The organism is Pediococcus stilesii, from assembly GCF_001437075.1.
In the GTDB taxonomy this organism is placed as follows: Bacteria; Bacillota; Bacilli; order Lactobacillales; family Lactobacillaceae; genus Pediococcus; species Pediococcus stilesii.
Window position 1 is genome coordinate 1 of record NZ_JQBX01000006.1, and the last position, 14,410, is coordinate 14,410.

The 14,410-nt window shown below is 37.7% G+C and carries 12 protein-coding genes and 1 pseudogene; 9 read left to right on the top strand and 4 right to left on the bottom strand.

Annotation, left to right across the window (positions count from 1 at the left end; genetic code table 11):
- Positions 1-465: 465 nt before the first annotated feature.
- Positions 466-705, bottom strand: a complete 240-nt coding sequence (locus tag IV81_RS03450) for a YdeI/OmpD-associated family protein (protein ID WP_057802324.1) — start codon at positions 703-705, stop codon at positions 466-468.
- 55 nt (positions 706-760) lie between these two features.
- A pseudogene (locus tag IV81_RS03455) lies at positions 761-1,474 on the bottom strand (glycosyltransferase family 2 protein).
- Positions 1,475-1,680: 206 nt separating this feature from the next.
- On the opposite strand from IV81_RS03455, the gene IV81_RS03460 reads away from it, so the two are divergent.
- Positions 1,681-3,099 carry an MFS transporter gene (locus tag IV81_RS03460; protein WP_057802326.1) on the top strand — a complete coding sequence of 473 codons (1,419 nt, stop codon included), beginning with the start codon at positions 1,681-1,683 and terminating at the stop codon, positions 3,097-3,099.
- 9 nt (positions 3,100-3,108) lie between these two features.
- Here the strand turns inward: IV81_RS03460 and IV81_RS03465 are convergent, their stop codons facing one another.
- On the bottom strand, positions 3,109-3,939 hold the full coding sequence (locus IV81_RS03465; protein WP_057802328.1) for a MurR/RpiR family transcriptional regulator: 831 nt from the start codon (positions 3,937-3,939) through the stop codon (positions 3,109-3,111).
- 152 nt (positions 3,940-4,091) lie between these two features.
- Here IV81_RS03465 and gnd point away from each other — a divergent pair, with 152 nt between their 5' ends.
- From gnd to IV81_RS03485, 4 genes are all read left to right on the top strand, one after another.
- Entirely contained in the window at positions 4,092-4,991 is a 900-nt protein-coding gene (gene gnd / locus IV81_RS03470) for a phosphogluconate dehydrogenase (NAD(+)-dependent, decarboxylating) (protein ID WP_057802330.1), read from the top strand.
- Between the two features lie 38 nt (positions 4,992-5,029).
- Positions 5,030-6,583 carry a gluconokinase gene (gene gntK / locus IV81_RS03475; RefSeq protein ID WP_057802332.1) on the top strand — a complete coding sequence of 518 codons (1,554 nt, stop codon included), beginning with the start codon at positions 5,030-5,032 and terminating at the stop codon, positions 6,581-6,583.
- Between the two features lie 131 nt (positions 6,584-6,714).
- Positions 6,715-8,067: a gluconate:H+ symporter gene (locus IV81_RS03480; protein WP_057802333.1), complete on the top strand. Its 1,353-nt coding sequence runs from the start codon at positions 6,715-6,717 to the stop codon at positions 8,065-8,067.
- A 67-nt stretch (positions 8,068-8,134) separates the two neighbouring features.
- Positions 8,135-8,512 (top strand): YxeA family protein, encoded by a 378-nt coding sequence (locus IV81_RS03485; protein ID WP_057802336.1) that lies wholly within the window; start codon positions 8,135-8,137, stop codon positions 8,510-8,512.
- A 96-nt stretch (positions 8,513-8,608) separates the two neighbouring features.
- Here IV81_RS03485 and IV81_RS03490 read toward each other — a convergent pair whose 3' ends face one another.
- Positions 8,609-9,757 carry a baeRF6 domain-containing protein gene (locus tag IV81_RS03490; protein ID WP_057802338.1) on the bottom strand — a complete coding sequence of 383 codons (1,149 nt, stop codon included), beginning with the start codon at positions 9,755-9,757 and terminating at the stop codon, positions 8,609-8,611.
- A 173-nt stretch (positions 9,758-9,930) separates the two neighbouring features.
- Here IV81_RS03490 and IV81_RS03495 point away from each other — a divergent pair, with 173 nt between their 5' ends.
- From IV81_RS03495 to IV81_RS03510, 4 genes are all read left to right on the top strand, one after another.
- Positions 9,931-11,940, top strand: a complete 2,010-nt coding sequence (locus IV81_RS03495; RefSeq protein WP_057802339.1) for a cation:proton antiporter — start codon at positions 9,931-9,933, stop codon at positions 11,938-11,940.
- A gap of 12 nt (positions 11,941-11,952) precedes the next feature.
- A complete protein-coding gene (locus IV81_RS03500; protein ID WP_057802341.1) occupies positions 11,953-12,462 on the top strand; it encodes a GNAT family N-acetyltransferase in 510 nt (169 codons plus the stop codon).
- 363 nt (positions 12,463-12,825) lie between these two features.
- Positions 12,826-13,503, top strand: coding sequence for a LysM peptidoglycan-binding domain-containing protein (locus IV81_RS03505; protein ID WP_057802343.1), 678 nt, complete (start codon positions 12,826-12,828; stop codon positions 13,501-13,503).
- Positions 13,504-13,686: 183 nt separating this feature from the next.
- Positions 13,687-14,409: a response regulator transcription factor gene (locus IV81_RS03510; protein WP_057802345.1), complete on the top strand. Its 723-nt coding sequence runs from the start codon at positions 13,687-13,689 to the stop codon at positions 14,407-14,409.
- Position 14,410: the final 1 nt, after the last annotated feature.

The following is a 14,410-nucleotide window of genomic DNA, read 5'->3' on the forward strand; positions in this document are numbered from 1 at the left end:
ATCACACCAATTGACGGACAGCCAATAATTAATAAACCTTCAATCAAATGGTTGAAGGTTTTTTTATTGGCTGTACAATATTTGGTGTGATAGAAGAAATTCTATTGCACCATTTTTATTTTGGACAAAACAAAAAGGACATCGTCTTTTCTGCTACAATGAATTCACCACAAAAGCATTGAAAAGAGGAAAAACGATGTCCCATAATGATTGTACTAGAAGAAGTCCTGGAATAACAGATAATAATGGATATTCGGCAAATAGTGACTGTCCGTCAAGTTGCGATAAAAATACTTGATCGATGCTCTTAACGCCTTGTTTGTCATAGTAATTAATGAAATGATAAAACGTAGAATTAATCAATTTTGCTTTAACCAAAAATGCCGATAGTTAAAATTACTACCGGCACTAAAAAATAGAAATATGAACATCCGAATCAAATTTTTTTGAATTTTGGATTACACATTACTTACGTTGGTCAAAAGCACGTTTTGATTTAAAACCAGCCTCAAACACAATTTTCATTTTTTCAATATGGCGTTCCTTAGTCAACTCAGACTTAACTCCGAAGATAAATCGAGCCCACTCGCGCTGGTAGCCGGGTGTTAGTTGATTAAAAAATAATTGTAATTTTGGAGAGTCTTGTAAAAGCTCTGCTACTCTGGGAATATCAACTTCATAATCTGATAATGTTTTTCCTGCCATTTAATCACATCCATTAATTTAATATTTCCAGTATACCAAAATAAGATGATATCGTTTAATACATAAAATGTTCTAATTCTCTAATTTGTTTAAAAACCTTTCGTTCTTGATTTCGATCGGCAAAACTAGCCGTGTGAATTGTACTGTTAGGACGATTGACCTTTGTGTATAAGATTCTTGGATCGTATGCATATTGGCCTGGGGTCTTTGCGACAAATGTAGAAGTAAATAAATAATCTTCAGCAATCGGGAGAGATTCATCATATCTTAAGTTGATCGCTTTGATTGCTTGCGTTGAAAATGCTTTATTCCATACATAGCCACCGATTTCGGAGCCATGTGTAGATACCTGACCAAACATTTCTCTTTGAGATAAGATTTGTTGTCTGGAAGAAGAAGTGCGCGGGCGCCACCAAGAATAACCGACTGCGGTAGCAACGACATCTTTTGTAAATAATTCGGATAGGGTTCGGATAAAGTCTGAACTAATAATGTCATCACCATCAACAAATGCAATCGCATCATTGGTCGCATGATCGATTCCAAAGTTACGAGCTGCACCAATTCCTTTGTGAGTATCAAAAGCTTCAAAATGAAAATCAGGGATTCCATGAACAAAATTTTGTGAAATTTTAGCAGAGTTATCGTTGGAATTATCATCAATAATCCATAGTTAAAAATCGGTATCTTGTTTTTTTAAACTTTCTAAAGTTTCTTCTAAATATCCTTCTACATTAAAGGTAGGGACCACAACGCTAATTCTTTTCATTTATGTCACCTCGTTTTCGGTTATTATGACATAAAAAAATTTAAAATAAACTAAAATTGCTCAACCTATAATTAGGAAGTAATTTTTATTGTGGAAATAAAGTTTAAACTAATAAAAAAGTTGCTTATTATTTAAGATATTTTTAATGAATGATATACTCTACATGATAAATGCAGTATATTTTTTTGATGTAGAAGGGAATGATGATGATGTTTAAACAGCGCGAACAGGGACAGATTGTGATTTTACTGGGATTAATTTCCTTGTTAACGGGCTTATCTGGCTCAAGTACGATGTTGGCACTACCAAAAATATCTCAAGATTTTTCAATTTCAAACAGCATGGCAACTTGGACAGTAACGGTGGGGCTGATAACAACGACAATTTTGCTCGTGATGTTCGGACATATTGGAGATTTAATTTCTAAAAATGATGTTTTTATTTTTGGAAGTGTCTTCTTTATTATCGGATCGTTAATTACGGGGATTAGTCCTGCTTATTGGATTTTATTGGTGGGAAGACTAATTCAGGCCGTTGGCTCGGCAATGATTATGGCAAATAGCATGGGGATTGTAAGTGATTACTTTCCGGATGCGACACGTGCAGAGGCTTTAGCGACCCTTTCGATGTTTACATCTGTAGGCTCAATTTCGGGACCAGCTTTTGGGGGATTTTTAATATCGTTAGCATCTTGGAGATGGATTTTCTTAATTAATGTCCCTCTAGGAATCCTGGTTGTTGTCTGGGGATACTTTATGTTACACGTTCGTTTACCTAAGAGAGATGCTGTTTCGAATATTTGGCATAATTCAAATTGGGTAGGTCAAAATATTTTTACCGTTGGTGTAATTATCTTTTTCCTCAGTGGTACCTTTATACAAATGCCCAAATGGGGAACTTTAGGTTTTATTGGAGTGGCCGTCGGAATCATCCTCACGTTCTATTCTTTTATTCAAGATTCGAAAGCGAAAACGCCATGGATAAATCCAGAGTTATTACATAACATGGACTATCTGGTCTCGGTGGTTACTTTACTAATTGCGATGTTAGTCAATGCCATTTCAAATATCTTATTACCATTTTATCTACAAGGTTTTCTTCAAATTAATGCTTTGAATTCGGGACTAATAATGATGCTTCAAAGTTTAACAATGCTATTTGTTACTCCAATTTCAGGTTATTTAGCTGATCATTGGAATCGCTATTATTTATTAATTCTCGGGTTAGGATTTTTGACCGTTTCACAAATTGGATACGCGCTTTATCCTAGCCATAACAATTTATTTTTAATTATTTGGCCGATTGTATTAAATGGGGTCGGGATGGGACTGTTTTTATCACCTAACAATGCTTTAACAATGAATACCGTTCCTAAAAATCTTTCTGGGGTGGCGGGTTCTTTAAACTCATTAGCAAGAACATTTGGAATGACCGTCGGTGTCTCGTTTGGCTCGGCATTACTATTTTTACAGTTGCCTGGAATTCGAATTATAACTCCTAGTACGGGTAGCATGTTTTTACATGCTTTTGATGCGGTCTTTTGGGCCGGGGCGATTGGATCGTTGGCTGGTTTAGGAATTGCTGTTTATCGTTTGGAACGAGTTAAAAAAGAATCAACAAATTAGTTGATTCTTTCAATTTGAGCGAGTTTTGTTAATTTCTTGGCGAATTTCCAAAGCAACCTTACGATCAGTTTTAATTGCGGTCATCATGAATAGGGCATCGATAATGCTTATTTGCGCAATTAACGCGTGTAAGGCTTCTGTTCGATAACGCGATTCCTCGGCAATTGAAACCAATGTAATGTCAGCGATATGCGCCAAAGTCGAATTTGCGGAACTAGTAATTAAAATAATGGGGGTTTGTCGACTTTGAGCGAGCTTTGCCAATGCAATCGCGTCACGATTTTCACCAGAATGTGAGATTAAGATCATCACGTCGTTTGAGGTTAAACGAGCGGCATTCATCAATTGCATATGAAAGTCTTCAACATAGATAACATCAATCGTGGTTCTTAAAAATTTATGGTAACCGTCTAAGGCAACGACATTACTGGCGCCTAATCCAAATAAGCCGACGTGCTTAGCTTGCAGTATTAATTCCACACATTTTTGTAAATCAACATCATTTAACGTATTTTCGGTTGCCCTCAGAGCATCAATGTTGGAAGCAAAAGTCTTTTTGGCGATGGTTTTAGGTGAGTCATTGGGGCTAATTTCAACAAATAAATTATCATCCGTGTCAGTTTGAACCAAATTAATTTTTAAGTCCTGAAAACTATCATAGCCAAGATTTTTAGCAAAGCGAGAAATGGTTGCTGTTGAAATACCAGTTTTTTGGCTTAATTCAGAAATGGTCGAGTGACTCACTTCATTTTGATTTTTTAATAGATACTGGGCGAGCTCATTTTCTTTGTCACTAAGATTATTTTGATATGCGTGGAGACGTAAGGCAAAATTAGACATTGTGTATTCTCCTATCTGTCGTAAATATGCTACAAATTATAACACTAAAATTATAGAAAATAAATTACATGTAAAGCGCTTGCATTATGTAAAAAAGTTTCATACAATATAAATTGAAATCAATAATACGAAAAGTAAGTGGAGGATCGATCATGAAAGTTGGACTAATTGGGTTAGGTAAGATGGGTTTGAATTTAGCTAAAAATATGCGAGATAACGGTGTTGATGTGGTGGCATTTGATGTCTTTCAACAGGCAAGAGAAAATGCTGAGAGTTCTGGAATTCAAACGGCCTCGGATTTAACACAACTAATCGCACAGCTAGAACCAAATCGAATTATTTGGGTGATGGTTCCGGCAGGCAAACCGACGAACGATACAATTGTTCAATTACGTGATCAATTAAGTCCAGAAGATATTGTAATTGATGGCGGGAATTCCTTTTATCAAAACTCACTAACACATGACCAGATGCTAAAAGAACGTAAAATTCACTTTTTTGATGTCGGGACGTCTGGTGGAATGGAAGGTGCTCTCCATAACGGGAACTTCATGATTGGCGGGGAAAAGGAAATTTTTGGAAAAATCGAGCCGCTGTTTAAAGCAATTGCCGCCAAAGATGGATATCTTTACACAGGAAAAGCTGGATCAGGACATTACTTAAAAATGGTTCATAACGGAATTGAATATGGAATGATGCAAGCAATCGGTGAGGGATTTGAAGTTTTAGCTAAGAGCCAATTTGAATATGATAATGAAGCCGTAGCCAAAGTTTGGAACAATGGCTCAGTTGTGCGCAGTTGGCTGATGGAATTAGCGGAATCCGCTTTCAGTTCCGATCCTAAGTTGGACGAGATTAAAGGCGTTATGCACAGTTCGGGCGAAGGTGCCTGGACCGTAGAGGAAGCAATTAAGCTGCACGTTCCGACGCCAGTGATTAGTAGTTCCTTAATGATGCGTTACCGTTCTGAGGAAGATGATACCGTCACTGGAAAAGTTGTTGCAGCGTTACGAAATGGTTTTGGTGGCCACGCCGTCGATCATAAAGATTAATGGATTTTTGGAGGTAAACAAATGGATTACATGATTACATGATTGGAGTCGATCTCGGAACGACAAGTACTAAGGTTGTCTTGTTTAATATGAAAGGAAAGTCGGTTGCGTACGCAAACAACCCGTACCCTTTGTATCAAGATACGCCTGATATGGCCGAAGAAGATCCGGAAGAAATTTTTGAAGCTGTGATTAGTGGTTTAACGGAAGTAATGCGCCGTGGAGATGTTAAACCGGGAGAACTAAAGGGTGTGTCTTTCTCAAGTGCCATGCATAGCCTAATTTTGATGGATGAAAAAGATCAGCCACTCACACGAGTGATCACTTGGGCAGACAACCGAGCTAGCAAATATGCTGATCAATTAAAGCAAAATGGGTTAGGTCAGGAACTTTATTCCCACACGGGTGTTCCAACGCACCCAATGTCACCATTGATCAAGTTAATCTGGCTAAGAAATGAACAGCCCGAACTGTTTAAAAAGGCTACACACTTTATTGGAATTAAGGATTATATTTTGTTCCGTTTGTATGGTGAATACGTACAAGATTATTCGCTCGCAAATGCAACTGGATTGTTTAATATTTTTGAGATGGATTGGGACAAACAGGCTTTGGAAGTTGCGGGAGTTACTCGAGAACAACTTCCACGACTTGTGTCGACAGAATACCAATTAACGGGTCTAGCACGCTCATATGCTGAAGTGACGGGGATCTCAGTCGATACACCATTTATTATGGGAGCCAGTGATGGTACCTTAAGTAATCTAGGGGTAAATGCAATTGATCCAGGGGTATTAGCCGTAACGATCGGAACCTCTGGGGCCGTTCGTGTGGTGGTCGATAAACCAGTTGTTGATCCTCGAGGCCGCCTGTTTACCTATTATTTGGATGATGGAAAATGGGTTGTTGGCGGACCAGTTAATAATGGAGGAATTGTTTTTCGCTGGGTTAGGGATCAGTTGTTTTCACCCGAAAAAATCACTGCCGAACAAATGCAGATTGACTCCTACGAAATATTAACGGATATTGCTTCCAAAATTCCCGCCGGAGCTGATGGTCTACTTTTCCATCCATATTTAGGTGGCGAACGTGCACCAATTTGGGATGCAAATGCAAGAGGAAGTTTCTTCGGGTTAACGCGTCAACATACTAGAGCGCACATGGTTAGAGCTGCTTTGGAAGGCATCGTCTACAATCTTTACATGGTGATGCTCATGATCGAAGGCGTAGCCGGGAAACCAAAAGCAATTCAGGCAACGGGTGGTTTTGCTAGAAGTGAATTATGGCGGCAGATGCTAGCGGACATATTTGAACAAGATGTTAACATTCCAGAAAGCTTTGAAAGTTCAGCATTGGGGGCCGCCGTAATTGGAATGAAGAGTCTCGGAATCGTTGATGATTTGAGTGTTGTTAAGGACATGGTTGGTGTAACAAAGACACATCATCCAAATGAGGAAAACTTTGCGGTTTATCGAGAATTATTACCAATTTGGATTCGGTTAACAAACGAGTTAGCGGGCGAATATGATAGTATCGCAGAATTTCAACGAAATCATCCCAATCCGCGAGCTAAAATTGCTGAGGAAGATTAATTAGGTAATTTAAAAGGGCGGAATGAATTATTAATTGAAATGGTGGGAAACTAAACTATTGAATTAGTTGGAACCACCTTTTATTAAGATAAAATATGTAAACGCTTACCGTAAAGGGGAGAGTGGATAGAATGGAAATTGCGGTTTTAATTATTGGAATAATCGTACTGTTAACTTTAATTATTAAATTTAAGTTTAATACCTATGTATCATTGATTATTACGTCAGTGGCGGTTGGTTTAGGACTGGGGATGCCTGCAAGTAAAATTGCAGTGACAATTCAAAACGGAATTGGTAGTCAATTGGGAGAATTAGCGTTAGTATTTGGCTTTGGGGCGATGCTAGGTCGTTTGGTAGCTGATGCTGGAGGCGCATATCGAATTGCCAATACCCTAATTGACAAATTTGGACGTCGCTTTTTACAATTAGCAGTTGTAGTCGCTTCATTTATTATTGGAATTGCACTATTTTTTGAAGTTGGAATTGTTTTGTTGGTACCAATTGTTTTTGCTATTGCTATTGAAGCGAGAGTTCCAGTTCTAACTTTAGGAATTCCAATGGCGGCCGCATTATCCGTTACCCATGGGTTTTTACCACCACATCCAGCTCCAACGGCGATTGCTGCAGTATTAGGAGCTAATGCGGGGAAGGTTTTACTATATGGGATAATAGTTGCGATTCCAACAGTATACATTGCTGGAGTCCTTTTCTCGAAGGTTGCTAAAAGGTATGTTCCAGAAGCGTTTGAGCACGCTGGCAATTTAAAAGCCTTAGGGCCTCAAAAAGAGTTTAAGTTAGAAGAGACACCTGGTTTTGGAATTTCGGTTTTAACATCACTTTTTCCCGTGATTTTAATGGCCATTACAACGGTATATGAACTTACGGTCCATAACGGAATTGCGCCTAAAAACCCCAATGCTTTAGATAACTTTATTAGTTTTATTGGTTCGCCAAGTATTGCAATGCTAATTTCACTGTTATTTGCAATGTGGTCGATGGGTTATCACCGTCGAATTGCTAGCAAGGATATTATGAATACCCTGGAAGAAGCGGTTAAATCAATTGCAATGCTACTATTAGTAATTGGTGGTGGTGGTGCCTTTAAGCAGGTTTTAATCGATGGAGGAGTTGGTGAAGCGGTTAAAAACATGTTTGCGGCAACTTCGATTTCACCATTAATTTTAGGATGGTTAATTGCGGTAGTTTTACGTGTTGCTCTTGGTTCCGCAACGGTTGCTTCTTTAACTGCAGCTGGTCTGGTTCTTCCATTGATGCAAGGCGCGGGGATTGATCCGGCTTTAATGGTTTTGTCCGTTGGAGCAGGAAGTCTAGCAGCCAGTCATGTTAATGATGCCGGATTTTGGATGTTTAAAGAATATTTTGATTTATCGGTTAAAGAGACGCTATTGACGTGGACCGTTTTAGAAACTGTGATTTCAGTTATTGGCTTAGCAGGAGTTTTACTGTTAAGCATGGTGGTTTAAATAAAGCTCTTTATATGGATAATTATCATTTTTTTAGGTAAAATATATCATATAGGGAGGGAGTAATATGAAAAAAATTGTTTCGATTATTGCGGCTGTTTTAGTTATTGGTGCGATTTTCTTTGGGTATAAGTACTACGAAAATACCTATAAGAGTGTCAATGCTTATGCCATCGTTCCAGAAAAAGTACCGGCCAAGGTACAAACAAAAGATGATTCCGGAAAGGTAGTTACGGGATACCACTCATACAACTATACGTTTAATTTTGTAACCGAATCTGGTAAGAAAAAGACGATTGAGTATGAACTAAGTGGCCGAAAGGTACAACCTTTTACTCCTGGAGCAACCGTTAAGGCTGAGATTAGTAATACAAGAATTAACAAAGGGCCTAACTACGTTAACGATCAGGATGTTCCAAGTAAAGTAATGAATCAGTTGAAGTAAAAATGAAATTTAAAATGACCCTTCGATATTGGATTTCTTAATATCGAAGGGTCATTTTAAATTAATGAAGGATTCTTTTATAAAAGGTTTCTTAATTTAAACTGTATATCTTAATTTAGCGACTACAACTTCGTCGAGTTTATCGGAAGGTAGGATCTTAACGTTTCCACCATTAGTAACGGTTACGTCTGCTAAATCACTTAATAAATTATTGTGGATAGCTTGTGGTGAAGTTGTATCAATAGTTTCGTTTTGCGTGATACGACCATTGATGCGTTCGCCTTGTCCCAAATAAACGGTATCAACTTGTCCATGAAGCGCAGCCGTGATAATTTGGTTTAGATCGGTTGAAAGAAGTTTTGCCCCACGAGCCTTGTCAATTTCTTCAAGGTTTTCTTGGACAAAGCTATCAGTTCGTTCTTGTTTGAATTTTTCGATGCGATCCTTAATTTTTTGATCGTAGTCCAATTCAGTTGGATTAAGATCCAATTCGAATTTACTGAAATGGTTCGGTTGTTTATTTACCTCTTTGAAGAGGGTCATGTTTTGAGGTAATCCCATTAGGATCACTGGCTTTTCTAGGTCACCGCCAAAGTTTTCAACGATATATTTATCTACCACTTGATAGTAACGTTTATGGTCAATTTCTTTTTCGGCAGAGGTATCATTGTGGCCATGGACACTGACTTTGCCGTTTCCGACTGAGACTGAGTTTGTTTCTCCACCACGGACGTCATCACCAAGGGCTTTTTGCAAGGTTGTTGGAGCGTCTTCTGGCAAATCAAGTTCTTCCAGGTGACGATCGGAAAAGTCGTAAAGCCGAATTTTGTCATAGCTGATGCCAAGCAGGTAAGAGTCAAAGTTTGATTGATAATCAAGCAAAATTGGTAAAATAAAGGGAAGGCTGGTTGCCATCGCAATATCTTTTGTGTCAACACTCATTTCACGAGTAAAAATTATTTTACCATTGGTAATAACTCCGAGTGATTTAATATCATTGTTTAGGTCCCAAAGTGAGGAACTATCCAAAGTTTCTTCAATGATTTTTCGATAATCTTCGACATTCTCTATGTGCCACGTTGTTTCAAGAACTTCCAAAGCATGTTTCACCAGGTTCTTTAAGGTGATTGTTGACTTTTCAACGGGCTGGTTTGGTTCGATTCCCATATAGATTGAAACAAAAGGGCCATCCTGTGGAGCACGAAGAAATTCGGTCAATGAGACATACTGTTTAGTGTTTTGCATGATATTACCTCCTCGTATTTTATATCTTAATTCTAACAAAATTGTGAAAACAGATTCAAAGGATATGCTTATTAAAGTAATAGATTTAAAATTATTAAGCGACTAAATAAGGGTATTTTTTGGCATTTTATGCGATACTTTTAGTAAGAAAAAAGTGGAAAAGAGGGAAAATTATGGAAGGTGTTTTCGTCGTATTAATAATTCTAATCGGAATTGTTATATCGATATTAGTAAATAATCATTTTAAACTAATACCTTTACCAATGATTTTTATTGCGGTCGGAATTGGGTTATCGTTTCTACCTCCGTTCAGGAATTTTACGTTTGATCCAAATATGTTTATTTTTATGATTATTGCGCCGCTTTTATATAATGAAGCGCAATCGGCGTCGCGATATTGGATTGGTCGGGGAGCAGTTAATATTTTCTCGTTGTCAATTGCGTTGGTAATTGTAACTGTTATTTTAGTTGGATTTAGCGTGAATACGATATTTCCAATGATTCCTTTAGCTCTCGCGTTTGCAATGGCGTCCGTTGTTACTCCAACGGATGCATCGGCCGTTAGTGCCTTTGCACATCCGAATCCTAAATATCAAGTACCATTTACAATTCTGCAAAATGAGTCGCTCTTTAATGATGCAGCCGGCTTCGTAATGTTTGATCTTTCGTTACTGATGTTCGTAAAGGGAAACTTTTCAATTGTCGAAGGGGCCGAATCGTTCCTGCTAGAATTTATTGGTGGATTAATACTAGGCGCTATTGTTGGCGCAGTATTTCACGTCTTAAGGTCATTTCTAATATCACTGGATGATGATAGTCCAATTGTAATGCTTGTTTTAGAGCTGGTAGTGCCATTTTTAGTTTACTTTATTGCCGAGGAGGCCAATTTATCAGGAATTTTGGCAGTTGTGGCCGCTGGTTTGGTGCAGGGAGTTGAAAACGATAAGCTACAGTTGACCGCCAGCGAAGTCCAATTGGTTCGTGATAATGTTTGGATTATTTTAGAAGAAGCAATGTCTGGAGCAATTTTTATGCTGTTAGGATTAACACTTCCTTCTATAATAGGTAAGATTATTCAGACCAGTTCAGGTTTAATTGTCATTCTGGTATCGGTTGCTGCCTTTATTTATATATTTAAGCTGCTTATCCGAGTTTTATGGACTAGATATTTAGTTTGGATGCATTTGGATAGTGGAAATCGGTGGAAAGATAGTTTACTAATGGGGGTTAGTGGCGCAAGTGGAACGATTTCGTTATCATTGGCGTTCTTATTCCCAGAATCAGTTAATCAAAATGCGTTAACTAATCGCGATACGTTAATTTTTATTGTGGCAGTGATTATCTTAATTAGTTTGACCGTCGCAGCAATTATGGTTCCCAAAATGACAAAAAATGAGACAAAACGAAAAGATAAATCTTTTGCGCAATGGAATCGAGAAATGATCATGGTAACAATGAATGAACTTCGCAAGCAACCAGAGAATCATACTGAAGCACAAATTGTTGTAGATGTTTTAAGCCAACAATTACATCAGCATGCGGTTACTAACATACGTAAGTTGAAGTCACTATATAAGGCTGCCCACGCGACCGAGGTTGACGCAATCACAAAATTACACGAAGAAAATAAGATTACGGATGATGAATTTAAGTATTATCAAGAATTTCTTTCATTGAGTTTGTTTACAGTTAGTAATAATATTTTTAAAAATATAATGCTTAGAATTCGATTTGGTATTCACATCGGAAGGCTTAATCGTGATATTAAATCTGTTCAGGATATGATGTTAACGTCACCACTAATTGCGGAACAGTACTATTGGAAGAAAGAGTTTGAACTGCATGGCGAAGATCTTGCTCCGATTGAGGAAATTGGATTTAATGCGGTAATGAAACAATTGCGCCAAAACCGACGAGACGCTGCCACAACCACGCGTGAATTACACCAAGTACAAAAGTATTATCGCGAACGACACCGTCGAATTGGAATGAAATCTCCAGATCCGATTATTTTATATGAAACGTTCCTAAGCGCTTTTCATCAAGAATTTTTATTTTTGCAAGATCAACTAACTAATAAGCAATTAACGGTGGAAACGGCTAGTCAATTACAAAAGCAAATAATTTACGATGAACTTGCCTATATTAAAAATAGCGCCTCATATACGGCGACCTATCGTTAGGAGGAAAAAGTAGTGGATATTGAATTTAAAATTGCAGAAATTGATGATTTGGCTGAGATTGTTCGCATTTATAATGAAACAATTAAGGGAAGAATGGCAACGGCTGATCTAAAAACAGTTACGGTTGAAGAGCGCAAGCCGTGGTTTGAAGAGCATCAAACGGGGCGACGTCCGCTTTGGGTGGTCAAGTCGATTGAGAAGCCACGCACGGTCGGCTGGGTTAGCTTTGGTGATTTTTATGGTAGAGATGCTTACGAACATACGGCTGAAATTAGTGTTTATGTTGACAATGCCTTTCGAGGGCAGCATTTAGGGAGATCAGCGTTAAGATTTGCTGAGTCGAAAGCGGCAGAACTTAAAATTACAAACATTTTAGCTTTTATTTTTTCGCACAATACCCCAAGCATTGGTTTATTCGGTTCCGAAGGGTATGAGGAGTGGGGGCAACTCCCTAAAGTTGCCGAGATGGACCACAAATTGTATGATCTCACAATTATGGGGAAAAGACTAAGTGAGGAGTAGCAAGCTAGAATACGACAAAAATTTAATTCTAAAAAACAAATTATGGGTCATAATTGACATGAAGAGGATGGACTTTTTAGTTCATTCTCTTCTTTATAGGGTTTTATTTTCAGCAAAATTGCTTAAAATAACGTTTTTTTTCAGAAAAATATTTCAATTTCAAATTATATTTTAAATTGTAAAATCCCATAATAGCAGCGATAAAGAGCAGGTTTATTACAAAATGTTACAGAGTCTTACAAAATATCCCAAAATTCCAGATAATGCAAAATATATCTGTAATAAACATCCTGTAAAGTTATTAACTGTTGAAACGAAGGAAACACGTATATGTTTTTTAAAATAAAGGAGATATTTATCTATATGTCAATCAAGAGTAAATTTTCAAAACTTTCTATCGCATTGCTTTCAAGCGCAGCAATCGGTGCAGCAATGATCACAACAAGCGGTAGCGCAAATGCCGACGAAATTTACACAGTTAAAGCTGGTGACACTCTTTCAGAAATTAGTTACGCATTTAACCTAAATGGTGACTATGATTCAATCGCTAAAGCAAACAACATTAAAGATGTTAACGTAATTACTGTAGGTCAAAAGTTAGTTATTACAAATAGTGGTAACATCAAGAAGGCTACAAAATCTGACGTTAAAGCACTTCCAGAAGTAGCTAAGAACTCAACAGCTGCAGAAGCTGCTAATACTGGTGTAGCAACAAGTTCAGCTGCAACAAACACAAATACAAATACACAAGCAACAACAAAGAACACTGCTTCAACAACATCATCAAGCAGTAACGTATCAGCTTCAGGTGCTGCTCAAGCAATGGAACAACGTACTGGTGTTTCTGCTGCTACATGGCAAGCAATCATCAACCGCGAATCTGGTGGTAACGCTAACGCAACCAATGCTTCATCAGGTGCTTACGGATTATTCCAATTATTAGGTCATGGTGAACACCAAGGTATGTCAGTTTCTGAACAAGTTGACATGGCTGCTAACCTATACCACGCTGCTGGTGGTATGAGTCCTTGGGCTCTATAAGAAGTTAAATGAAAAGATGAACTTTTATTAGTTCATCTTTTTTTGCGTTTAATATAGTTTAGTATAAGGGGCCAAGACGTGGGTAATTTTGTCATTGGACTCTTTTTTTTGATATTATATTCATAATTTATTCGATTAAAAAGTTTATACTTGATGGAGTAAAAAGAAACTGGAGGAGTTTTAATGCGTATATTAATGATTGAAGATAATAAATCCGTTTCAGATATGATGGGGATGTTTTTTAAAAAAGAAAAATGGAACGTTACATTTGCTTATGACGGATTAAAGGCGGTTGAAATATTCAAAACCGACCCCGGACAATGGGATATTGTTTTATTAGATTTAAACTTACCGGGAAAAGATGGAATGGAAGTTGCGGCCGAACTAAGAAGAATGTCGCAGTCAATTCCGCTAATTATGCTAACGGCAAGGGATTCTGAGAGCGACCAAGTCTTAGGGCTTGAAATGGGCGCAGATGAGTACATTACCAAGCCGTTTAGTCCAATTACATTAATCGCTCGGATTAAGGCCTTACATCGCCGAGTAGCGATGAATAAGGAAGAGGCTGAAAAGGGTGGCCAAGACGAAAAGTTTGATGTTCGAACGACACATCTTAAAATTAGTACGACAACTCGAGAAGTATATTTGGATAATAATCTTATTTCTGACCTTACGCCAAAGGAATTTGATTTGCTGAAAACTTTAGCTCAAAAGCCAATGCAAGTATTTTCACGAGAACAACTATTACAGATGGTGTGGGATTACGAGTATTATGGTGATGAACGGACCGTAGATGCTCATATTAAAAAATTACGTCAAAAATTAGAAGCCGTAGGACCACAGGTTGTCCAAACGGTTTGGGGCGTTGGATATAAATTTGATGATAGTAAAATTGATGAGGATTAAA